This is a genomic window from Dongia sp. P2_B8, assembly GCF_056404715.1.
This window is the reverse complement of record NZ_JBFUDM010000001.1, coordinates 643246-664998: the sequence shown is the minus strand read 5'-3', so window position 1 is coordinate 664998 and position 21753 is coordinate 643246. Positions and strand designations below refer to the sequence as shown.

The following is a 21753-nucleotide window of genomic DNA, read 5'->3' as shown; positions in this document are numbered from 1 at the left end:
ATCCGATCGTCATTGCACATGATGCGCCGCCTTCAACGCCTTGTAGCAGCTTTGGGTAGCATCGTCTTCCGTCCAGGGCGGCATCATCTCGTAGCTCAAGGCGCGCCGCTGATTGTCGGCGACATCGAGGAAGAAATAGACGTCGAGCGAACAGATGTCGGTGCGGTAGGTCCAGACCGTGCCAGTTCCCTCGCTACGCGTTGCAACCGGCTTGCCCAGAATCCTGACGATGTCGTTCTCGGCCTTGCTCTTGAGCTCGTCCGGCGAGGCGACGCCGACCGGCTCCGGTTCTGCCTGGATCACCTCAGGTACAGCGGGCAAGGCAGCGACGTCGCCGCTCGTTGCAGTTGCGTCGGCATCCTTGTCCGGCACCTCCGTACCCGGGGCCTGTTGCGTGATCGCCTGGAGATGCCCGTCCGGCGCCGTCAGGTCGGCATTGGTGTCGCCTGGCGCCGCGGCCGCTTCATCGGCGGTCTCCGGCTCCGACAATTTGGGCGACGCGGGGGCTTTTTTCTGGGTCTTCGGCTTGAGGCGCGGAAGGACGGGTTCTTCTGGAGGAATCGCTTTGACCACTGGTTTTGCCGCAACAATGACTGGTTGCTTATGATCCTGCCCGGCGCCGGCGCAGGCCGAAAGCAGCATTGCCGCGACAAATCCGTTAACAAGCTGCGAGATAAACCGTGATGTCATGCTTCTACTCTTGGCGCCGCTTGAAGTGTTTTTCTGGCGGATTAGGGTCTGCTGATAGCCGCCAATGCCTATCGATACAAGATAGTGATCATGGCGTGGCGGCAGGGCAACACTAGAATGTGGCGATTTGAGGGACCCCAGCCCTCGTTAATACATGACGGCCAGCTCAAGTTGACCAGATATCACAGAAATCACACCATGCAATGCCCTTGCCGGCAATAGGTTCCCCAGCATTAGGTTCCCAGGCCGTTTGGCTGGCGCATGAGGTACGGGCGCCTGGCCCCGCCTGTGGCCCCTGCCAGGCTATCTGTCGGGTGGCACCATTCTCAGGACCGGAGCGGACCAAGTGACCAACTGCGTCTCCGGGGTAATATCGGTGTAATCCTCAATCGACAGGCATTGGCGGATGACCCCGTTGACGCGCAAGGGAAACAGGCCAAAGCCGATCTGCTTCGTGTAGCCGGCATGGGATTTCCATTCGTAAAGGCCATGGAAGGGCATCCCCGTTCCGACACATTGGCGGTAGCAATCTTCCAGATAGCGGATCGCCGCTTCCCCATCGCCATGGCGGAATTCGTCGAGATAGCGGCCGGTGAGGTTGAGGCCCGTCTGTTCGTCAACTCGTGTTCCCGTCAACCGATAGCGGACACGAAACGGCACTTCGGTGAACTCAACAATCATCAGATAAGGCAGCAGCCGCTTGATCGCCGCCGGCTCGACCAGATGTCGTTCCGGCGCCACACCATCCGCCAGGCTCTGCCAATAGGCGAAGAGCTGCCGCATGTTCGGAAGCATGTCGATTTGGTCTCGGGCAAGCGACATGGGGTGAACCCTGCAATTCTGCTGCTCGAGACTAACAGAGTCGGCGCGCAACTGCATGGCACTGGAAAGCCGCCAATTGCGCGTCGGACGACATCTTCAGACTTATTTCGCGGAAAGAATGGTGGGCGCAGTAGGACTCGAACCTACGACCCGCTGATTAAGAGTCAGCTGCTCTACCAACTGAGCTATGCGCCCGCGCGGCCAGTCACGGCCTTCACCGGAAGGTCCGGTCGGCGCGCGGTATAGCAAACGCCCTGCGGCCTGTCGATAACAAAAATTCACCTGTCGGATCTGGCACTTACCCCACTGTAAGCAAGGCTTAATTTTCCTCGCGCCCAGTTCGGCCGATCTTGGCGTCGCGGTGCACATAGGCTGACATCATCAGGCCGAATCCGGCCAGCACCGTCATCATCGCCGTGCCGCCGTAGGAAATCAGCGGCAATGGGACGCCGACGACCGGAATCAGCCCCATGACCATGGCGGTATTGATGAAGAAATAGGTGAACAGGTTGAAGCTGAGCCCGAACGCCATCATCTTGCCGAACTGGCTGCGGCATCTGAGCGCAATCACGACACCATAAAGCACCAGCATCGAATAGAGCGTGAGGAGGACGATTCCACCGACCAATCCCCACTCTTCAGCAAACATGGTGAAGATGAAGTCAGTCTGCCGCTCCGGCAGAAAGTCGAGATGGCTCTGTGTCCCCTGCAGGAAGCCTTTGCCCCAGACACCGCCCGAACCCAGTGCAATCTTCGACTGGATGATGTGGTAGCCAGCCCCGCGCACATCCGATTCCGGGTCGAGGAACGTCAGAATGCGGGCCTTCTGATAGTCGTGCAGCAGATCGGAATTCCAGGCGAAATAGGCGCCCACAATGCCGACTGCAATGATGATGGCGAACTTCCACCACCGCACGCCGGCAGCAAAGAACATCGCTCCACCGACGATCATGAGAGTGACGGCGGTGCCGAGATCTGGCTGTTTCATGACCAACCCGGCGGGTGCTACCGCAAGCAGGGTCGGCGGGATCAGGACCCAGGGCTTGCCGACGGCCTCCCAATCCACACCGTGGAAATAGCGCGCAAGACTGAGCACCAGCGCGATCTTCATCATTTCCGACGGTTGCAGCTGGATGAAGCCGAGATTGATCCAGCGCTGCGCGCCCATGCCGATCTCGCCCAGAAATTCGACATAGACCAGGAGAATGAAGGCGACACCGTAGAACACATAGGCAAAGCGCATGTAATAGCGCATATCGATGAGCGCCAGGATCAACATGCCGACGATGCCAAGGGCGAAGCGCTTGATCTGCGCGTTCATCCAGGGTTCGGCGCTGCCATGGGCGGCGGAATAGAGCATGGCAAAGCCAATCGATGCCACGGCCGTTACCAGCAGCACCAGGCTCCAGTTCAATTGCAGCAGCTTCTCGCCGAGCGAGACCTTCTTCTGCTTGTTGCCCATTGGCGTCATGGCGAACATGTCAGACGCTCCCGCCCATTAGGCCCACTGAGATAGGATTGGGCATCATGGCATTTCCCGCCTGCCGCCTTCGTCATTGGGATTGCGGCGTGCCGGATCGCGGCGCTGGCATTCAATCAGAATGTCGCGGGCAATCGGCGCAGCAAAGGTCGACCCGCCACCGCCATGCTCAATGACGACCGAGATCGCGTAACGCGGCTGGTGCACAGGGGCAAAGGCAACGAACAGCGCATGGTCGCGCTGCGGCCAGGGCAAATCCTCGTTCTTGCGCACACCCGTCGCGCGTTCCGACATGGTGATGCGCCGCACCTGGCTGGTGCCTGTCTTGCCAGCCATCTCCATGCCAGGAATATCGATGCGGCGGCGATAGGCCGTGCCGCGCTGGTCATTGGTGACCAGATCCATCCCGCGCCGGACGATGGCGAGATGGTCTGGATTGACATCCATCTTGGGTGCCGCCGCATCGGCTATCTTGGCGTTAGCCGCCAGCACGTCCGGATCTGTAGAGCTGGCGCCGTTGGATGCGCCATAGCGCTTGAACAAACGCGGCGTCACAGCATAACCGCCATTGGCCACGCGTGCCGTCATGAGGCAGAGCTGCAAAGGCGACGCCTGAATGAAGCCTTGGCCGATACCAGCCACCAGCGTTTCGCCCGGATACCATTTCTCGCCCAACGTCCCGATCTTCCAGGCTTGATCCGGAATGGTTCCGGGATTTTCACCCGGCAGATCGACGCCGGTCAGTTTGCCGAGACCGAATTTCCGTGCCGTTTCGGCAATCGCATCGATACCCACGCGCTTGGAGATGTCGTAGAAATAGACGTCGCAGGAATGCTTCAGCGCATCGGCCATTGACACATGGCCGTGGCCTTCCTTCTTCCAGCAATGCAACCGCATCGGTCCGAACGTATAGAAGCCCGGGCAAAAGACGCTGAAATTGGGGCTGATCCCCGCTTCCTGCGCCGCGATCGCGGTTACCAGCTTGAAGGTCGAGCCCGGTGCGTAGCCGTCGGAGATCGTCTTGTTGGTCAGCGGACGAAACATGTCGGCATTCAAGGAACGCCATTCATCGCCGGAAATGCCCCGATAGAACGAGGCCGGATCAAAGCTCGGCGTCGACGCCATCGCCATGATCTCGCCGGTAAAAATATCCATCACCACGGTCGAGCATGATTGCTCGGCAGCGATGCGCTGCTGGGCAAATTCCTGCAAGCCGATATCGATTGTCGTGACCAGATCGGCACCAGCCTTGCCCTCGACCCGCGACAGCTGGCGAATGATGCGGCCAACCGAATTGACCTCGATCTCGCTCTTGCCGGCAGAACCACGCAGCGATTTGTCATAGGTTTTTTCAAGGCCGTTGCGACCGATCCGGAAGCCCGGCAAGGTCAGCAACGGATCGGGATCCGCAGCAACCTCCGGCTCCGATGCCGTCTGCACATAACCCAAAATGTGCGCGGTCAGGCCGGCAAAGGGATAGTAGCGCTTCTGATCTTCCTCGATCGAAATGCCCGGCAGTTCCGGCAGATTGAGCTCGACCTGACTCATCTGTTCCCAGGACAGATCTTCCTTGACCGGGATCGGCGTAAAGGCGCGGTTGCGCTTCAATTCGCGCATCACCTTCGTGCGCTCGCGTTCGGAAAGCGGCACCAGGCGCGCAAAATCGCCCAAGGTCTGTTCCAGATCCTTGGTCTGTTCAGCGACCAGGATGGCGCGATAATTTGGGAAGTTGGCCGCAAGCGGCACGCCGAAGCGATCGAGAATGAGACCACGGGACGGCGGGAGCAGCCGCAGATTGATGCGGTTCTCATCCGCCAGCAATCGATACTTCTCTGACTCAACGACCTGCAGATAATAAAGCCGCGCGATGAGCGTGCCGACGAGTGTTGCCTGCATGCCGCCCAGGATCATCGCCCGGCGCGAAAACACCTTCGCCTGATTCTGAGCCTGTTGCTTGTTACCAGCCATGACGCATTCTCAATCTGTCGGCAGCAAACGCCGCTCGATCCACGCAAAGACATAGGCCAGCGGCGGGTAGCACACGAATTCCAGCAGGAAGAGGTTGAAGGCCTGGCTGGGATTGACCAGCGTCTCTTGCAGGAACGAGACCAGGATCCATGTCAGCAAGGTAGCGCCGGCAGCGACCACGCCGAACAGGCCCCAGATCAGCAGAAACGGCATGCCGATAAGTGCCTTGCGCTGCCACGTTGCGACACCGTGGACGATCAGCAGAACGAGAAGGCCGACACCAAAGGGCGCCAGCGTCATCAAATCGTGAATGAGGCCGATCGACAGCACGCCCCACATGCTCATCAGGCCAGGCTGATGCAACGACCAGAAAAAAACCGAGATCAGAACCAGTGCTGAGGCGATCGTGCCGAGCCGGGGCATGTGCCAGGAGAGCAGCGCCACGAACAGCAAGAGCACCGTAAGACCAACCGGCAGAGCTGCACGCCAGGCAATATCGGCCTGTTGGCCAAGGGTCGGCCTGATCACTCCGCCGCCTCGGACGGGACCGATCCGGCCTTGCTCGGGTTGAGCGCTTTGGTCGTATCGACACCAAGGTCATTGAGCAGGATACCGGGCAGGCTGTAATCGATAAGGCGGATGTTTTCGAGCCGGCTGAAATCGACATAGGGCCGGACCTGCACATGGCCGCCCGTGGCCGAGATGACTTCCCCCACCGGCAGGCCCGCCGGAAAGACGCCACCCTGCCCAGACGTCACCAAGCGGTCGCCGACTTTGACGTCGCTGTCACGCGACAGATAGAGAAGCTCTGGAAGATCGGAGTTGCGCCCAGCAAGCACGGCCTGGTCGCGGCTGCGTTCCGCCACGACCGGTACGCGGGCGTTAATATCGGTGATCAACAGGATGCGGGCAGAACGGTCGCCCACCTCCAGCACACGCCCGGCAAGGCCAGCGCCAGTTACCGCGGCCTGCCCCTTGGCAACGCCAGCCTTGCTGCCGCCCAGGACGATCAGGGAGCGCACGAAGCTCGATGACGTATCGGCAACGACGCTGGCGGTGACAAAGCTGACCTTCGGCCCCGGCTGGAAGTTGAGGAGACCACGCAGGTTGGCGTTCTCGGCCTGCAATTCGCGTGCGACACGCTGCCATTCGAGCAATGTGTCGTTCTGCATCTTGAGAGCTTCGTTTTCGGCTTTGAGAGCGAAGTAGTCGCGCACGTCGCTTGCGGTTTCGCGGGCCGCATCGATCGGCCTGGAGACGGCGTTGATCATCGGCGCCGTAATGTCCATCATCATCATGCGAACGCGGCTGACCAGAACAGAGTCCGGCTTGCCGATCAGCATCAGACCGAAGGCAAAGGCGACCAAAAGAACAAAAGTGAAACGATGGGTCCATGAGCGGGTCGCTGCTGCGGCCCCGATCGATCCCATACGCTTGTTCACCTATGATTCCTCCCAGAACTAAGGAGATCGCCCGTGACTCCTTGGGCAATCAATCACTTAGGGCATTTTTCCACAGGCGGGGTTAAAGCGCAATTAATAAGCGGGTGTATTTCCGTGAGAAATCACTGAACTTCCCGTCATCAACCTCAATACATGTTTATGAGGACGTGCCGATGCGCCTTGATATCTTCAAGGCAACGGCCGGTGCCCAGTGCCACGCAGGAGAGCGCGTCGTCGGCGATCGAGACCGGCAGACCGGTCGCATGACGCAGGACGAAGTCGAGATTGGCCAGCAGCGCGCCACCGCCGGTGAGCACGATGCCTTTGTCGACGATGTCGGCAGCGAGTTCCGGGGCCGTGTGTTCGAGGGCCACTTTGACGGCCTCGATGATGGCACCAACCGGTTCGGCCAGGGCTTCCGCCACCTGCCGCTCGGTGATCACCAGTTCCTTGGGCACGCCGTTCATCAGATCGCGGCCCTTGATCTCCATGACGCGCCCTTCCCCGTCTTCCGGCGGGCAGGCGGAACCGATTTCCTTCTTGATACGCTCCGCCGAGCCTTCGCCGACCAGGAGGTTATGGTTGCGGCGGATATAGGCGATGATGGCTTCGTCCATCTTGTCGCCACCGACACGCACCGAACGCGAATAGACAATGCCGCCAAGGCTCAGAACCGCCACTTCCGTGGTGCCGCCGCCGATATCGACAACCATCGACCCAGTCGGTTCGGTCACGGGAAGGCCGGCGCCGATCGCGGCCGCCATCGGCTCTTCAATCAGGTAAACCTTGCTGGCGCCTGCGGATTCAGCGGATTCCTGAATGGCGCGGCGCTCGACCGCGGTCGAACCCGACGGCACACAGACAATGATCTGCGGACGGGCAAAGCTGCGGCGGTTGTTGTGCACTTTGCGGATGAAGTGCTTGATCATCTCTTCGGCCACTTCGAAATCGGCAATGACGCCGTCGCGCAGCGGCCGGATGGCCTGGATGTTGCCGGGCGTGCGACCCAGCATCAGCTTGGCTTCGTCACCGACTGCAAGGACATGCTTCTTGCCCTTCACATCGGCGATCGCCACCACGGACGGCTCGTTGAGCACGATGCCACGGCCTTTGACGTAAACCAGCGTGTTTGCAGTACCGAGGTCGATCGCCATATCGGCGGAGAACATGCCCATCAACTTCGAAAACATCAGTACCACCTGCTTGCCGCACGACACGGCGTTATTGTTCTTACCGCACGCCCGATCGGGCACGCCCTGGAGACAGACATATCCACATTCCCCTGGAGTCAATCGAAAGCTTGCAGCCGGTATTTTGGCGAAGCCCTGATTTAATGGGAATATTCCTTGGATTTATCATGCCTTAGCGGCCCAGAACACGCCCGACTCCGGAACCCTGCGGGGTCCGGTCCGGGCTTGCTTTTACCGCCCGACCGTAACCGGGACAAGAGGATTTGTAATGGAATTCCAAACGAGTGCCGGCCCTTTGTGTGTTTCCGCACACGAACAGCTGCTGGGTTTCAGCAAAATCACCCAGGCATCACAAGACGCAGCGGAGTTCATCAAGAGGCTCTGATCGGGTGTCGAAAGGTGTATCCGCCACCCCACCCGTCTCTGCCCGGGTCCTTGGCAAAAACGACGCCAGAATCATGTCAACAATCACTCCATCCTGGGCGAGCGGCAGGCCCAGTATTTTAACGTAATAATAGTCTTCGTTGACTTGGGTGAGCCGGCTGGCCAGAAAGACCGGCCGCCCGGTAAGCGCGATTTCCTCCAGCGCCGAGGCCACTGGCCCGGTCCGGTCCGGCGGCCCGAATTCATCGAAATACATACCCGTCACTTCGCGGCCAACCAGTTCAATGAAACCGGTGGCGGCCAGGCGAAACTTGAAGCGGATCCGGCCCCTCTGGCGCTCGACCTCGAACAGCAGCATGTGCTTCAAAATTGTCGGCGGCAGCTCGGTAGGGTCGAAATCGGCGCGTGAAGGCAGCCTGCCGTCACGCAGCTTCGCACGCCACAAATCATACATGGCGGTGAATTCCGGCTCCGCCGCCTCGGGTGGCAGTGGAGCAAAAGATGCAAACATGCGCCCCTCACCTCGGCATAGCTGGATATTGGCACATCAGTCTAGTTCGGATGTGGTCGCCAGAAAAAGCAAAAGGGCGGCACCCTGAGGCACCGCCCTTTGCCGATCTCGAGCCGTCTTGCGGCAGCTCAGTTCTTGGTCTTGTCGACCAGTCGGTTCTTGCCGATCCACGGCATCATCGCACGGAGCTTGGCGCCTACTTCTTCGATGCCGGCTTCGGCCTGGCGACGACGCGTCGCCTTGAAGCTCGGCTGGCCCGCTGCGTTCTCGAGCACGAAGTCGCGCACGAAACGGCCCGACTGAATGTCTTCGAGGACGCGCTTCATTTCCTTCTTGGTCTCGTCGGTGATGATACGGCCACCGGTCACATAGTCGCCATATTCGGCGGTGTTCGAGATCGAATAGCGCATGTTGGCGATGCCGCCCTCATAGATCAGGTCGACGATCAGCTTCACTTCGTGGAGGCACTCGAAATAGGCCATTTCCGGGGCATAACCGGCTTCAACCAGGGTTTCGTAACCGGCTTGGATGAGGGCCACGAGGCCACCGCACAGCACGACCTGCTCGCCGAACAGATCGGTTTCGCATTCTTCGCGGAAGTTGGTCTCGATGACGCCCGAACGGCCGCCGCCGATGGCGCTGGCATAGGAGATGGCGAGTTCAAGTGCATTGCCGCTGGGGTTCTGCGCCACGGCCACGAGGCACGGAACGCCGCCACCCTTCACATATTCGCCGCGCACGGTGTGACCCGGGCCCTTCGGCGCGATCATGACGACGTCGAGGTCGGGACGCGGCTCAATGAGCTTGAAATGGATGTTGAGCCCGTGTGCGAATGCCAGCGCCGCACCTTGGCGCATGTTCGGCGCCAGATCTTCGGCATAAAGCTTCGCCTGCAATTCGTCGGGCGTCAGGATCATGATGAGGTCGGCCCACTTCGCCGCCTCAACCGTGGTCATGACTTCCAGCCCTTGCGACGTTGCCTTGGCCGCTGAAGCCGAACCCTTGCGCAAAGCCACGCGCACGTCCTTGACGCCACTGTCTTTGAGGTTGAGCGCATGGGCATGGCCCTGGCTGCCGAACCCGACCACGGCAATCTTCTTGCCTTTGATCAGGTTCACATCGGCGTCACGATCGTAATAAACACGCATGGTCTTTCCCTTTCAGTAAAACAAGTCAGCTCCAGCTTTCAGGCTGGAGGATTAGTTGGCATCGCTGCCGCGCTTCATGGCGACGATCCCGGTGCGCGACACGTCAGCAAGCCCCAAAGGCTGCATCAGACCGATAAAGGCATTGAGCTTCTCGGTCGAACCGGTCATTTCGAAAACAAAGGATTCAATGGTCGCATCTACGACACGGGCGCGGAAGATGTCGGCGATGCGCAGCGCTTCGACGCGCTTGTCGCCAGTGCTTGCCACCTTCACCAGCGCCATTTCACGTTCCAGCGACGGGCCTTCGACGGTGAGGTCAGTCACACTGTGCACCGGCACCAGGCGCTGCAGCTGGTTCTTGATCTGCTCGATGATCATCGGGGTGCCGGAAGTCACCACGGTAATGCGCGAAACGTGTTGCGCCGCATCAACTTCGGCCACCGTCAGGCTCTCGATATTGTAGCCACGACCTGAAAAGAGACCGATGACGCGGGCGAGGACACCGGCTTCGTTGTCCACCAGCACCGACATCGTATGTCGTTCGATCGTTGTATCTTTCACGCTTCCAGACTCCCCGCCCAGCTTTGCGGTGCCGGCGACTTCAGCCGGCACGCCCGAGACAATTCCCAAACTACGACGCTTTGCATCACTCATGATCAGACCAGCACCATGCCCTCTTCCGAGACCGGCCGGGCAGACTGGTCATCGGGACCGAGCAGCATTTCATTATGCGGCGCACCCGACGGAATCATCGGGAAGCAGTTTTCCTTTTCATCGACGCAGACATCGACCATGACCGGTCCCTTGATGTCGATCATCTCCTTGATGACGCCATCGAGGTCGGCTGGCTTTTCCGCCCGCAAACCCGAGGCGCCGAAGGCTTCGGCGAGCTTCACAAAGTCCGGCAGCGCGTCGCTGTAGGATTCAGAATAGCGGCCACCGTGCAGCAATTCCTGCCACTGGCGGACCATGCCCATCCACTTATTGTTCATGATGAAGATCTTCACCGGCAGGCGATACTGCACCAGCGTCGCCATTTCCTGGATGTTCATCAGGATCGAGGCTTCACCGGCGACATCAATCACCAGCGATTCCGGATGCGCCACCTGCACGCCATAGGCTGCCGGCAGGCCATAGCCCATGGTGCCAAGGCCACCCGAGGTCATCCAGCGATTGGGCTTCTCGAATTTCAGGAATTGGGCGGCCCACATCTGGTGCTGCCCGACTTCCGTCGAGATGTAGAAATCCTTGTCCTTGATCGCGGCGTAGAGCCGCTCAAGGGCGAATTGCGGCTTGATGATGGTGTCGTGCGGCTTGTATTTCAAGCAGTTGCGACCGCGCCATTTGTTGATCTGGTCCCACCAGGCGGCCAAAGCCTTCTGGTCGGTCTTGATCTGGCGCGCTTTCCAAATGCGCATCATTTCTTCGACCACATGGCCGACGTCGCCCACCACTGGAATGTCGACGCGGACACTCTTGTTGATCGAGCTGGGGTCGATATCGACATGGATCTTCTTCGATCCCGGCGAGAAGGCATTCAAACGGCCGGTAACCCGGTCGTCGAAGCGCGCGCCAATATTGATCATGACGTCGCAATCATGCATCGCATGGTTGGACTCGAACATGCCATGCATGCCGACCATGCCGAGCGACAAGGGGTCGGATGCCGGGAAGGCGCCGAGGCCCATCAGGGTCTGCGTGCAGGGAAAGCCGGTCAAGCGCACGAAATCGACGAGCATCTTGCAGGCCAGCGGACCTGAATTGACGCAACCACCACCGATATAGAACAGCGGCCGCTTGGCCGTGGCCATCAGTTCGACGGCTTTTTCCACCTGCGACCGGTCCGGTTTCTGCACCGGGTTATAGGTGCGGTGGCGCTGGCCGGCATGGTTGACGTACTCGTACTTCGCCTGCTGCACATCCTTCGGCAGATCGAGCAGCACCGGACCGGGCCGGCCCGAACGCGCGACGTAGAACGCCTCATGCACCTTGCGCGACAAATCCTCGACCGACTTCACCAGGTAGTTATGCTTGGTGCAGGGCCGCGTGATGCCGGTCGTGTCGGCTTCCTGGAAGGCATCGTTGCCGATGAGATGTGTCGGCACCTGGCCCGTGAGGCAGACGAGCGGAATCGAATCCATCAGCGCGTCGGTCAGGCCGGTGACTGCATTGGTGGCGCCGGGGCCGGAGGTGACGAGCACAACGCCGACCTTGCCAGTCGACCGGGCATAACCTTCCGCCGCGTGAACCGCCGCCTGCTCGTGCCGCACAAGAATGTGTCGCACCTTGTTTTGCTTGAAGAGGGCGTCATAGAGCGGCAACACGGCCCCGCCTGGGTAGCCGAAAATTACCTCAACCCCTTGATCAATCAGTGCTTTGACGATGATTTCTGCACCGGTGATAGGTTCTGTCGCCATGATCTGATCCTCAGCCTGCGCCCCCTTGGGCACAAAGAATTCCAATCGCAGGGCGATTTTCGCGCTGCGGTGGCCGGACCTTAGTGTTTGATAACTAGAGGGTCAACAGGAAATCGCGAATTTTGTGGCGCGTTTCTGCCGTATAACTTTGCGAAAATTTCATAGCTGGCAAGTCAGGCGATATAAAATTTGCATTTGGCACTTGATGCCGAAACCAAGTCAGTTGGCGCTTGGCATACCGCCGGGTCGCCTGCTGCGCTGCGAGGATAGCGGTCTCGAGCGGTACCGTGCCACCCGCGGCGGCAGCCAGTTCCGGATAGCCCAGCGCCTTGCGCCCCCCGGCGACAGCCTTGCCCGGCAGGCGCTCCGCAGCAGCCACCTCATCCAAGGCGCCGCGCGCCACCATGGCCCGGAAGCGGCCATCGACGGCCTCATAGAGTGTGGCCCGATCCGGGTTGATGACCAGATTGAGAAAGCGATGGATTGTGGGCGCCACCGGTGGCTGTTCCTGCCACCAGGAAAGCGGCTGCCCAGTGGCTGCCAGCACCTCCCAGGCGCGGGCAACACGTTGCCGATCCGTGGGCTTCAGGCGTTCGGCACTGAGTGGATCCCGCTCGCCCAGGAGCGCATGGACCGCTGGAGCGCCCTTCTCGGCCACCAATGCCCGTGCGGTCTCGCGGATATCGGCCGGGATTTCCGGCATCGGACTGAACCCTGTGGTCAGCGCCCGCAGATAGAGCCCCGTGCCACCGACCAGGATCGGCACATCGCCGGCTGCCAAGATTGCGGCGATTTCGCCCGCAGCCAAGCCAGCCCAGCGCTGGGCATCGCAGGCATCGTCGAGATCGAGGAAACCATAGAGCCGGTGCGGCACGCGTGCCTTGTCGGCTGCATCCGGCTGGGCGGTCAGGATCGGCAAGTCACGATAAACCTGCATCGAATCCGCGTTGATGATGATGCCACCCAACGCTTCGGCAAGATCGACTCCCAAAGCTGATTTGCCGCTGGCCGTGGGGCCTGCGATGATGACGACCCGGCCCATGTCAGCCGGCTTGTCCTTCACAGCCCTTTCCTCTATACGCCCAACCGTCATGAATCTCGTACTTACCCTCATATCGGCGCCCGACGCTGCACGGCTTACCTCGGCCCTGCTGCAGCAGGTGTCCTCTGCCCTCACCCGTGCCGGCGCAAACGTCGGCGCGCCGGTCTGGCTCGACCCCGGCCTTGCCTGCGATCTCGGCTTTGCCGGTCTCGATCCCACCAGTGCCCAGAATATCGCCCATGCGATTATCGGTGGCGATGCCGTCGATTGTTATGCCCAAGCCGCGGCCGGGCGCAAGAAGCAGCTTCTGCTATGCGACATGGACGCCACGATCGTGACGGCCGAAACGCTCGACGACCTCTCGGTCTTTGCCACAGACAAGGCGGAGATCGATGCCCTTACCCAGAAATCGGTGAAGGGCGAGATCAATTTCACGCAGAGCCTGGTGGCGCGGGTGGCGCTCTTGGCCGGCCTCACCGAAGCCGAATTCGCTGCCGCCTACGCCAAGGTCGAGCTATCGCCGGGGGCCACGACGCTGATCCGCACCCTGCGCCGCGATGGCTGCTACACCGCGTTGGTCTCCGGGGGCTTCCGCTATTTCACCAGCCGGGTGGCTGCACGGGTCGGCTTTGACATCGACATCTCGAACGATTTCGAGTTCGCCGACGGCAAGACCACCGGCAAGCTCATCCCCCCCATCGTCGATCCGGACGGTGAGTTCGGCAAGCTTGGCCGCCTGCGCCATTTGACGACAGAGTTAAAGTTAACGCCCGAGCAGACCGCCGCCATCGGCGACGGGTCAAACGACATTCCGATGCTGAGTGCGGCGTCCCTGGGCTGCGGCTATCGCGGCAAGGCGAAGGTCAAGGCAACCATCGGCTGCCAACTCAACTACGCTGACCTCACCGGCCTGCTCTTCTATATGGGCTATCGCCGCGCCGAGTTTGTCGACTAGGGCAGCCGGCAGCACCCCGGTCGGGTGCCGCCGCATCCATCCTATTTCTTGCCGATTTTCACGGCGACCCATTGGAAATCGCCGCTGCGATTGATTAGCAAAGTCACCAGGCGATAGCCGTTTTCCTGGGCCGATTTTACGCGGTCGCGGACATCGGCTGGCGAGGTGACAGCCTTCTGATCGACCTCGGCAATGACGTCGCCTGGGCGCAGATCCTTTTCGGCCGCCGGGCCGTTTTCATCAACGGTGACGATCACGACACCCTCGGCATCCTTGGGCAGATCGAATTTGGTGCGCGCAGCATCGTCGAGGCTGCCCACGTCGACACCCAGAAGGTCGATATGATCGCCCTTCTCCGGCGCCTGTTCCGGTTCGCCTTCCGGCTGTGTGGTCTGGAGCGCAGCCTCGGCCTTTTCGTCAAGCTCACCGAGTTCGACCGTGACCGTCGTCTTGGCACCCTTGCGCCAGATGGCGACCGGCACCGATTTGCCGAATTGCGAATCAGCCACCAGGCGCGGCAGTGCCTTCATGTCCGCAACGTCGCGGCCGTTGAATTCGAGAATCACATCGCCTTGACGGATGCCGGCCTTGTCGGCGGGGCCACCGGTGGAAACGCTGGAGACCAGGGCACCCTTGGCCGTTGGCAGGCGCAAACCTTCGGCCAGTTCCGGGCTCACTGTCTGGATGCGGACCCCCAGCCAGCCGCGCCGCGGATGGCCGAATTCCTTGATCTGGGCGATGACGCCCTTGGCGAGATTGGAGGGGATCGAAAAGCCGATGCCGACCGACCCGCCGGAGGGCGAATAGATCGCCGAGTTGATGCCGACGACCTCGCCATCCATGTTGAACATCGGACCGCCAGAATTGCCGCGGTTGATGGAGGCGTCAGTCTGGATGAAATCGTCATAGGGACCGGCATTGATATCGCGCTGGCGTGCCGAGACGATGCCGGCCGTGACCGTCCCACCGAGGCCGAACGGATTGCCGATCGCCAGCACCCAATCGCCAATGCGCAATTCGTCGGAATCGCCCCAATTGACCGCCGGCAAGGGCGTCTTGCTTTCGACCTTCAGGAGGGCAAGGTCGGTTTTCTCGTCCCGCCCGACCAGTTTGGCTTTCAGTTCCTGATTGTCATGAGTGATGACCGTGATTTCCTCGGCACCCTCGATCACATGGTTGTTGGTGACGATATAGCCGCTGGCATCGATGATGAAGCCGGAGCCGAGCGAGGTGGCCTTGCGCGGCTTGGGCTTTTCGCCATCCTGCCGGTCCAGGAACTCGCGGAACATGTCGTCGAGATCCTGAATCTGGCTGTCGGGCGAGACCATCTGGGTGGTCGAGACGTTGACCACGGCCGGGAGCGACTTTTCAGCAAGATCGGCAAAGCTCTCCGGGGCCGACCGGGCAGAGGCAAGCTTCAAGCCAGCGAGCAGGGCCAGAAGCGCCACAAACAGGGCCAACCCGACCAGGCGGAATTCCTTGGCGCCCCATATCGGCCGTGCCGCTGCTACGGCCCGCGCGCGCGGCCTGTTCCGGTTCATATGCATCGCCCTGTTCATCCTCGTCATGCTTGCCGGCCCCTTCATGGCCCCGCCATCCTATTGCGGATTACGGTCAGCGGCCGGATTTGGTTACCCACTATAACGCAAAAACCGACCGGGCAAGCTGCCCGATCGGTCATTGCCGACACATCAACAATGCTGATGCGTGATGGTTTCCATTGCTTGTTTACTGGGCAGGCGCTTTCTTGGGCGCAACTCCTACCTCGCTGCCGAAAAAGCGGAAGAAATCGCCCGTCGGCGACCCGACATAGGTGGTTGTGTCGCCTTTGAGACCTTCCTGCATCGCCTGCATCGAGCGGTAGAAATCGAAGAACGCCGGATCGCGGCCAAAGGCCTCGTTATATATGCCGATCGCCGCCCCCTCGCCCTCGCCGCGCAGGATTTCGGATTTCTTGCGCGCGTCCGCAACAGCGACCACCCGCAACTTATCCGCTTCCGCACGCTTCTCACGGGCGGTACGAGCGCCTTCCGCGCGGATGAGCGCTGCTTCCTGCGCTCGCTGCTTGCGCATGCTGTTGAACACCGCTTCGCTGTTCTGGGCCGGCAAGTCGACACGCTTGAAGCGAACGTCGACGATCTTGATGCCGTAGGGTTCAGCCGCCTGGCGCGTGAGCTCGCTGCGAATCTGCCGCATGATGTCGGCTCGCTTGGGCGTCAATGTATCGACCAAGGCAACGTTACCGATCGTGCTGCGCAGGGTCGAGCCCAGCACGCTGCGGATCTGGCTTTCCGCATTCGTGTAGGTCCGGCCCACCTGATAGAATTTCAGGCTGTCGACGATCTGGTAGCGGACGAAGGCGGAAATGACGACGCGCTTCTGGTCGCGCGTCAGTAATTCCTGCGCCGGCGCATCGAAATTCAGCACACGGCGATCCAGAATGACGATCTGGTCGGCGACCGGGACTTTCAACTTCAAACCCGGTTGTTCGATCACGGCCTGCGGGTTGCCGAAGCGCAAAACGATCGCGCTTTCTGCCTGCTGCACGACGAAAGTCGAGCTGTAAGCAACTATCACTGCCAAAATGATAGCGATCACGCCCAGAATGAACTTGCCTTGGCTCATTGCGAAGCTCCCGTATTGCTACCGGAAGCCGGCGCGGATGGATCGGTATTGGCGTCGGGCGCCTGCGGACGCGTTTTCAGCAGTTGATCGAGCGGCAGATATGGCACTGCACCGCCGGTACCAGACTGATCGATCAGAACCTTATTCATGCCACCGAGAATGCCTGCCATCGTTTCCAGATAGAGACGACGCTCCGTGATATCCGGCGCCTGCTTGTACTCGTCATAAACCGAGATGAAGCGCTGCGCGTCACCCTGGGCGATGGCGACCTTCTCGGCCTTATAAGCTTCCGCCTGCTGAACGATCTGGTAGGACTGGCCTTTGGCCTCTTCCGTCACCTGGTTGACATAGGCCTGGGCATCGTTGATCGCCGCCTCGGCATCAGCCTTGGCCTTCTGCACGTCGCGGAAGGCGTCAATGACTTCACTTGGCGCATCGACCTTTTGCAGTGAGAGTTGCTCGATGGTGATGGCGCCGCCCGCTGCACCTGGCATGCGGTAGGAATCGATCATTTCCTGCGCCAGGTCGCGTGCCTTGAGCTCAATCTGGCCACGGCCTTCGGTGATGGCGAATTCGAAACTCGACTGACCGATGATCTCGCGCAAGGCGGCCTCGGCTGCGTTCTTGACGCTGTCTTCCGGATCGCCAAGGCCGAATAGATATTGTTCAACATTGTTGATGCGCCACAAGACGACGGCACGGACATCGATGATGTTCTCATTGCCGGTCAGCATCAGGCTTTCTTCCGGCACATCCCGGTCAGACCCGCTGGCGGTTTCGGCCCGAAAGCCGACTTCAACACGGTTACGCGTAGCCACATCCGGCGTGAAATGATCGCCAATCGGTACCGGCCAATTCCACCGAAGCCCCGGCGTGGTCTGGCTGACAAAGCTGCCGAACAGCATGTTAACGCCAACCTGGCCCGGATTGACGACGTAGAAGCCAGTGACCAGCCACAGCACCACGGCAGCGACACCAATCAGCGTCAAAGCCCGCCCGGAGCCGAAACCGCCCGGCAAGATCGATTTCATACGATCCTGACCGCGCTTGATCATTTCTTCGAAATCCGGGGGCTGATTGCCACCACCGCCGCTGCCGCGACCCCAAGGGCTTTGTCCGCCGCCCCAGGGACCGCCCTGATTATTCCACGCCATAAGGATCCTCAAGACTGGTCAAGATGAGACCGCTGCCGGCCAGCGCCCTTTTATTGGTCGCGTCAAAGCCTTATATGACAGCCGCCGCACCACCGCAATCAAAGGGCCATAAGAGAATCGGTCCTTTTCAACGATTGGATGGCGCGCGCATCATATCGGGGCGGGAAGAGGAAATTTCAAGCATGGCCAACACCACCGAAGCGGAAATTCGCTCGATTTTATCGACAATTACCGCCCCCGATGGCGGAAACATCGTCGCCCGCGGCATGGTTCAGGGCCTGGTCCTCCGCGAAGGCCATGTCGGGTTCACAATCGAGGTCGACCCCGCCCTGGGCGACAAACTGGAACCACTGCGCAAATCCGCCGAAGCGGCCGTCTTGAACCTGCCCGGAATCCTCTCGGTAACAGCCGTCCTCACAGCACATAAGGCGCCGGCAGCCGCGACCGCCCCCCAGCAGCGCCCGGCCGCACCTGGCCCGGGTCAAAAGCCCGGCGGCGCCAAGGCCCTGGTTCCTGGCGTCAAGCACATCATCGCCATCGCCAGCGGCAAGGGTGGCGTCGGCAAATCCACCACCGCCACCAACCTCGCCCTCGCCTTCACCACGCTCGGCCTCAAGGTCGGCCTGCTGGATGCCGACATCTACGGCCCGTCGCAGCCGCGCCTCATGGGTTTGAGCGGCCGGCCGGAAAGCAAGGACGGCAAGACGTTGGAGCCCAAGCAGAGCTTTGGCGTCAAAGTCATGTCAATGGGCTTCCTCATTGAGGAGGACACGCCGATGATCTGGCGCGGCCCGATGGTCATGAGTGCCATCACCCAGTTGCTGCGCGAAGTGAATTGGGGCGAACTCGACATCCTGGTCTGCGACCTGCCGCCGGGAACGGGCGATGCGCAATTGACCATGGCGCAGTCTGTGCCGCTCTCCGGTGCTGTGATCGTCTCGACGCCGCAGGATATCGCCTTGCTCGATGCCAAGAAGGGCCTCAACATGTTCCGCAAGGTCGATGTGCCGGTACTGGGCATCATCGAGAATATGAGCTATTTCAGCTGCCCCAATTGCGGCCATCGCACGGATATTTTCGCCCATGGCGGCGCCCAGCGGGAGGCGGTGAAGTTCGGCGTCGACTTCCTGGGCGAAATCCCGCTCGACATCAAGATCCGCGAAACATCGGATGCCGGTCAGCCGATCGTGGCCAGCGAACCGACCTCACCGCATTCCCTGGCCTATGGCGAGATCGCCGCGAAGGTCTGGAACAAACTTGAAAAAACACCGCAGCGCGCCGCACCGCGCATCGTGCTGCAATAGAAGAGCGAATGGGGATAAGGCATGAAAGCCCGCGTGAAATGGATCGAGAACAATACTTTTCTGGGCGAGAGCAATAGCGGCCACGCTGTCGTCATGAGCGCCTCTACGACGCCGGGCGGTGCCACCATCGCCCCGTCACCGATGGAATATCTGCTGCTGGGGACTGGCGGCTGCACGTCGGTCGACGTCATCATGATCCTGCAAAAAGGGCGCCAGGATGTGCGCGGCTGCGAATGCCGTCTGGAGGCAGAGCGTGCTGCCACGGACCCGAAGATTTTTACCAAGATCAACATGCATTTCGTGGTGACCGGCAAGGATCTGAAGCCCGATACCGTGCAGCGGGCCATCGACCTGTCGGCCGAGAAATATTGCTCCGCGTCGATCATGCTGGGCAAGATGGCCGACATCACCCACAGCTTCGAGATCGTTGCTGCCGCCTGATGTTCCGCACCCTACGCATCCGGGACAAGGTGCAGGGGCGTTTTACGCGCCACAGTTGACAGTCGCGAGTACCCCTGCGCCAATAAGAGCCTTGCCGAATGTCGCGGGGTCGATGGGGCGGTGGCGCGGCCAAAACTGAAATCCGTAGCGGTTCTTGCAGCCGCTGTCGCTGTTGCGGCGCTTGTCTTTGTCATAGGCGAATTTGCCTATCGGCAGGACCTTGCCCAGGCAGCGGAGGCGCGGACCCGGAATCAGTTGGAGGCGCTGGCCCACAGGTTCGCGACCGAGATCGCGGCCGGCACTGATCTTGGCCTCGGCCTTGCCGCCGTCGTGGCTGCAGAACCCGCCATCAGCGAGCGCAAGTTCAGCAGCATTTGCCATACCATCCTGACGGCGCAGCCCAAGGTGCGAAACATCGCCCTCATCGTCRGCACGACTGTCAAATACAACTGTCCCTATGGCGCCCCACCGATGGCGATCGATCGCAACCTGCGCAATTCGGAAGAACCGTGGGAATCATTCGAGCGCCTTGTCCGGTCGGAGGACGCCGTCGTCTCCGGACCATTGCATTTGCAATCCAGCGGCTGGCTGGTCGTGGTGCGGATACCCATCCGCATCAAGAATGACACCGGTTCACTCAAATATTGGGGCGCCATCAGCCTGCCCCTGCGGCTTGACGGCCTGCTCAGTCAAGCCGGCATCATTGATGCCACCAAGGACCTTGATCTTGCCATCCGCGGCAATCGGCAATCGATGCGGGCGCCTGAGGTCATTTTCGGCAACGAGCAGGTCTTCGCCAACGATCCGATCGAAGTTGCCATCCCCCTGCCGGAAGGGCAGTGGTATCTGGCAGCACCACCGACCGTCATGACCGCAAATGGCGAGCAGACATTGCAACGACTGTTCATGATCATTGCCGCGGTCTTTTGCGGCGGCATCGTTCTCGTTGCGGCACCCTATGTCGATCGGCGGCGACGGCTGGAGACGGAGGTCAACCGCAACCGTGATCTCCTGCGCGCATTGATGCGCAATTCGCCCATCGCCATGTATGTAAAGGACCTGCAAGGCCGATATCTCGACCTCAACGAAGAAGCATTCCGCGCCTATAGCATGAACGGGCGCGAATTTCGCGGCCGCACAGCCAAGGATTTCGTGAAGCCGGAACTCGCCGCTCAATTGGTGCAGGACGATGCGCGCGCACTGCAGGGCGAAGTCGTCCGGACAGAGCGGCGATCCGACGATTCCAGCAAATACATGTGGGAGCGCGAGATCAAATTCCCGGTCATCGACGCGAGCGGCAAGCCTATAGCCATTGCCGGCTACGTGCTCGACATCACCAATCAGAAGCAGGCGGAATCCCGCATGCTGGAGGCGCTGCGGCGCGCCGAATCCGCCAACCGCGAGAAGTCGCGCTTTCTTGCCACCATGAGCCATGAATTGCGGACACCACTCAATGCGATCATCGGCTTCTCGGACGTCTTGCGGCGCGAGATGTTCGGGCCGATCGGCAACGAAACCTATCAAACCTATGCGACGGACATCCACAAGAGCGGGCAATTGCTGTTCGACTTGCTGGGCGGCATCATCGATCTGTCCGCAGTCGAAGCTGGCCATCTCGACATCAAGTCGGAAGCACTGACTCCCGACCAGGTGATCGGCGATTGCCGGGCGATCCTCGAAGCTCTGGCACGAGAACGTGGGCACACTCTCATGCTCCAGGTCAACGCCAGCGAGGCATGCCGGGGCGACCGGCGCCTGATGCGACAGGTCATCATTAATCTGACCAGCAACGCCGCAAAGTACACCCGCAAAGGCGGCAAGATCGAGGTTTCTGTCGAGGCTTCAGGCGATGAGATATTGTTCCGCGTCAGCGACAATGGGATCGGCATGGCGGACGGCGATATCGAACGGGCGTTGCAGCCCTTTACCAGGTTGGGCGACCCGATGCGCGCAGAAGTGGGTGGTTCTGGCATCGGTCTCGCACTGGTGAAGCGCCTAGTCGAAGCCATGAACGGTACCCTGACCATCGACAGCACCCTTGAAATCGGCACGACTGTCGAGGTCCGCCTGCCCCGCGCGCTCTGACGCAAATCCGGATCTCGATGGCCCACCCAGCCTGCCGGGCGCGCCGCCTTTTGCACGGCTGGTTGACAGTCGTCCCGGCCCCTGCCCCAATGTGC

19 protein-coding genes and 1 tRNA gene are annotated in these 21753 nt (G+C 60.5%); 4 read left to right on the top strand and 16 right to left on the bottom strand.

What is annotated here, in order from left to right:
* Nucleotides 1–9: 9 nt before the first annotated feature.
* The 13 genes from AC1DWZ_RS03000 to miaA form a co-directional block, all read right to left on the bottom strand.
* Complete coding sequence (locus AC1DWZ_RS03000) at nt 10–690, bottom strand: hypothetical protein (RefSeq protein WP_477167377.1); 681 nt, start codon at nt 688–690, stop codon at nt 10–12.
* A gap of 303 nt (nt 691–993) precedes the next feature.
* On the bottom strand, nt 994–1512 hold the full coding sequence (locus tag AC1DWZ_RS02995) for a PAS domain-containing protein (RefSeq protein WP_477167376.1): 519 nt from the start codon (nt 1510–1512) through the stop codon (nt 994–996).
* Between the two features lie 119 nt (nt 1513–1631).
* Nucleotides 1632–1707 (bottom strand) — tRNA-Lys (locus AC1DWZ_RS02990).
* A gap of 124 nt (nt 1708–1831) precedes the next feature.
* Nucleotides 1832–2992 carry a rod shape-determining protein RodA gene (gene rodA / locus AC1DWZ_RS02985; RefSeq protein ID WP_477167375.1) on the bottom strand — a complete coding sequence of 387 codons (1161 nt, stop codon included), beginning with the start codon at nt 2990–2992 and terminating at the stop codon, nt 1832–1834.
* A 45-nt stretch (nt 2993–3037) separates the two neighbouring features.
* Nucleotides 3038–4960, bottom strand: coding sequence for a penicillin-binding protein 2 (gene mrdA / locus AC1DWZ_RS02980; RefSeq protein ID WP_477167374.1), 1923 nt, complete (start codon nt 4958–4960; stop codon nt 3038–3040).
* Nucleotides 4961–4969: 9 nt separating this feature from the next.
* Nucleotides 4970–5488 (bottom strand): hypothetical protein, encoded by a 519-nt coding sequence (locus AC1DWZ_RS02975; protein WP_477167373.1) that lies wholly within the window; start codon nt 5486–5488, stop codon nt 4970–4972.
* Nucleotides 5485–6402 carry a rod shape-determining protein MreC gene (gene mreC / locus AC1DWZ_RS02970; RefSeq protein WP_477167372.1) on the bottom strand — a complete coding sequence of 306 codons (918 nt, stop codon included), beginning with the start codon at nt 6400–6402 and terminating at the stop codon, nt 5485–5487. The genes AC1DWZ_RS02975 and mreC overlap by 4 nt, the downstream gene beginning before the upstream one ends.
* A 146-nt stretch (nt 6403–6548) precedes the next feature.
* Nucleotides 6549–7592, bottom strand: coding sequence for a rod shape-determining protein (locus tag AC1DWZ_RS02965; RefSeq protein ID WP_298683713.1), 1044 nt, complete (start codon nt 7590–7592; stop codon nt 6549–6551).
* Between the two features lie 349 nt (nt 7593–7941).
* On the bottom strand, nt 7942–8487 hold the full coding sequence (locus tag AC1DWZ_RS02960) for a PAS domain-containing protein (RefSeq protein ID WP_477167371.1): 546 nt from the start codon (nt 8485–8487) through the stop codon (nt 7942–7944).
* 128 nt (nt 8488–8615) lie between these two features.
* Nucleotides 8616–9635 carry a ketol-acid reductoisomerase gene (ilvC, locus tag AC1DWZ_RS02955; RefSeq protein WP_477167370.1) on the bottom strand — a complete coding sequence of 340 codons (1020 nt, stop codon included), beginning with the start codon at nt 9633–9635 and terminating at the stop codon, nt 8616–8618.
* Between the two features lie 51 nt (nt 9636–9686).
* Complete coding sequence (ilvN, locus tag AC1DWZ_RS02950; RefSeq protein ID WP_477167742.1) at nt 9687–10166, bottom strand: acetolactate synthase small subunit; 480 nt, start codon at nt 10164–10166, stop codon at nt 9687–9689.
* Between the two features lie 125 nt (nt 10167–10291).
* Entirely contained in the window at nt 10292–12052 is a 1761-nt protein-coding gene (locus AC1DWZ_RS02945; protein WP_477167369.1) for an acetolactate synthase 3 large subunit, read from the bottom strand.
* Between the two features lie 94 nt (nt 12053–12146).
* On the bottom strand, nt 12147–13115 hold the full coding sequence (gene miaA, locus AC1DWZ_RS02940; RefSeq protein ID WP_477167368.1) for a tRNA (adenosine(37)-N6)-dimethylallyltransferase MiaA: 969 nt from the start codon (nt 13113–13115) through the stop codon (nt 12147–12149).
* A gap of 28 nt (nt 13116–13143) precedes the next feature.
* On the opposite strand from miaA, the gene serB reads away from it, so the two are divergent.
* Nucleotides 13144–14049, top strand: a complete 906-nt coding sequence (gene serB / locus AC1DWZ_RS02935) for a phosphoserine phosphatase SerB (protein WP_477167367.1) — start codon at nt 13144–13146, stop codon at nt 14047–14049.
* A gap of 41 nt (nt 14050–14090) precedes the next feature.
* Here serB and AC1DWZ_RS02930 read toward each other — a convergent pair whose 3' ends face one another.
* The 3 genes from AC1DWZ_RS02930 to hflK all read right to left on the bottom strand — a co-directional run bounded on the left by AC1DWZ_RS02930 (nt 14091) and on the right by hflK (nt 17828).
* Complete coding sequence (locus AC1DWZ_RS02930) at nt 14091–15590, bottom strand: DegQ family serine endoprotease (RefSeq protein WP_477167366.1); 1500 nt, start codon at nt 15588–15590, stop codon at nt 14091–14093.
* A 187-nt stretch (nt 15591–15777) separates the two neighbouring features.
* Entirely contained in the window at nt 15778–16674 is an 897-nt protein-coding gene (hflC, locus tag AC1DWZ_RS02925) for a protease modulator HflC (protein ID WP_477167365.1), read from the bottom strand.
* Entirely contained in the window at nt 16671–17828 is a 1158-nt protein-coding gene (hflK, locus tag AC1DWZ_RS02920; RefSeq protein WP_477167364.1) for an FtsH protease activity modulator HflK, read from the bottom strand. Before hflK ends, hflC begins: the two co-directional genes overlap by 4 nt.
* A 182-nt stretch (nt 17829–18010) precedes the next feature.
* On the opposite strand from hflK, the gene AC1DWZ_RS02915 reads away from it, so the two are divergent.
* From AC1DWZ_RS02915 to AC1DWZ_RS02905, 3 genes are all read left to right on the top strand, one after another.
* Nucleotides 18011–19132, top strand: a complete 1122-nt coding sequence (locus AC1DWZ_RS02915; RefSeq protein ID WP_477167363.1) for an Mrp/NBP35 family ATP-binding protein — start codon at nt 18011–18013, stop codon at nt 19130–19132.
* A 21-nt stretch (nt 19133–19153) separates the two neighbouring features.
* Nucleotides 19154–19573, top strand: coding sequence for an OsmC family protein (locus tag AC1DWZ_RS02910; RefSeq protein WP_477167362.1), 420 nt, complete (start codon nt 19154–19156; stop codon nt 19571–19573).
* Nucleotides 19574–19693: 120 nt separating this feature from the next.
* The gene (locus AC1DWZ_RS02905; RefSeq protein ID WP_477167361.1) at nt 19694–21658 is read left to right on the top strand and encodes a sensor histidine kinase; all 1965 of its coding nucleotides are present in this window, start codon (nt 19694–19696) and stop codon (nt 21656–21658) included.
* Nucleotides 21659–21753 lie beyond the last annotated feature (95 nt).

Excerpts from the sequence above, each read along its gene's own strand:
- mrdA (WP_477167374.1), bottom strand. The coding sequence starts at position 4,960 with ATGGCTGGTAACAAGCAACAGGCTCAGAATCAGGCGAAGGTGTTTTCG.
- AC1DWZ_RS02915 (WP_477167363.1), top strand. The coding sequence starts at position 18,011 with ATGGCCAACACCACCGAAGCGGAAATTCGCTCGATTTTATCGACAATT.
- AC1DWZ_RS02930 (WP_477167366.1), bottom strand. The coding sequence starts at position 15,590 with ATGAACCGGAACAGGCCGCGCGCGCGGGCCGTAGCAGCGGCACGGCCG.
- AC1DWZ_RS03000 (WP_477167377.1), bottom strand. The coding sequence starts at position 690 with ATGACATCACGGTTTATCTCGCAGCTTGTTAACGGATTTGTCGCGGCA.
- ilvN (WP_477167742.1), bottom strand. The coding sequence starts at position 10,166 with ATGTCGGTGCTGGTGGACAACGAAGCCGGTGTCCTCGCCCGCGTCATC.
- rodA (WP_477167375.1), bottom strand. The coding sequence starts at position 2,992 with ATGTTCGCCATGACGCCAATGGGCAACAAGCAGAAGAAGGTCTCGCTC.
- AC1DWZ_RS02965 (WP_298683713.1), bottom strand. The coding sequence starts at position 7,592 with ATGTTTTCGAAGTTGATGGGCATGTTCTCCGCCGATATGGCGATCGAC.
- ilvC (WP_477167370.1), bottom strand. The coding sequence starts at position 9,635 with ATGCGTGTTTATTACGATCGTGACGCCGATGTGAACCTGATCAAAGGC.
- hflK (WP_477167364.1), bottom strand. The coding sequence starts at position 17,828 with ATGGCGTGGAATAATCAGGGCGGTCCCTGGGGCGGCGGACAAAGCCCT.
- AC1DWZ_RS02960 (WP_477167371.1), bottom strand. The coding sequence starts at position 8,487 with ATGTTTGCATCTTTTGCTCCACTGCCACCCGAGGCGGCGGAGCCGGAA.
- AC1DWZ_RS02910 (WP_477167362.1), top strand. The coding sequence starts at position 19,154 with ATGAAAGCCCGCGTGAAATGGATCGAGAACAATACTTTTCTGGGCGAG.
- hflC (WP_477167365.1), bottom strand. The coding sequence starts at position 16,674 with ATGAGCCAAGGCAAGTTCATTCTGGGCGTGATCGCTATCATTTTGGCA.
- serB (WP_477167367.1), top strand. The coding sequence starts at position 13,144 with ATGAATCTCGTACTTACCCTCATATCGGCGCCCGACGCTGCACGGCTT.
- AC1DWZ_RS02945 (WP_477167369.1), bottom strand. The coding sequence starts at position 12,052 with ATGGCGACAGAACCTATCACCGGTGCAGAAATCATCGTCAAAGCACTG.
- AC1DWZ_RS02995 (WP_477167376.1), bottom strand. The coding sequence starts at position 1,512 with ATGTCGCTTGCCCGAGACCAAATCGACATGCTTCCGAACATGCGGCAG.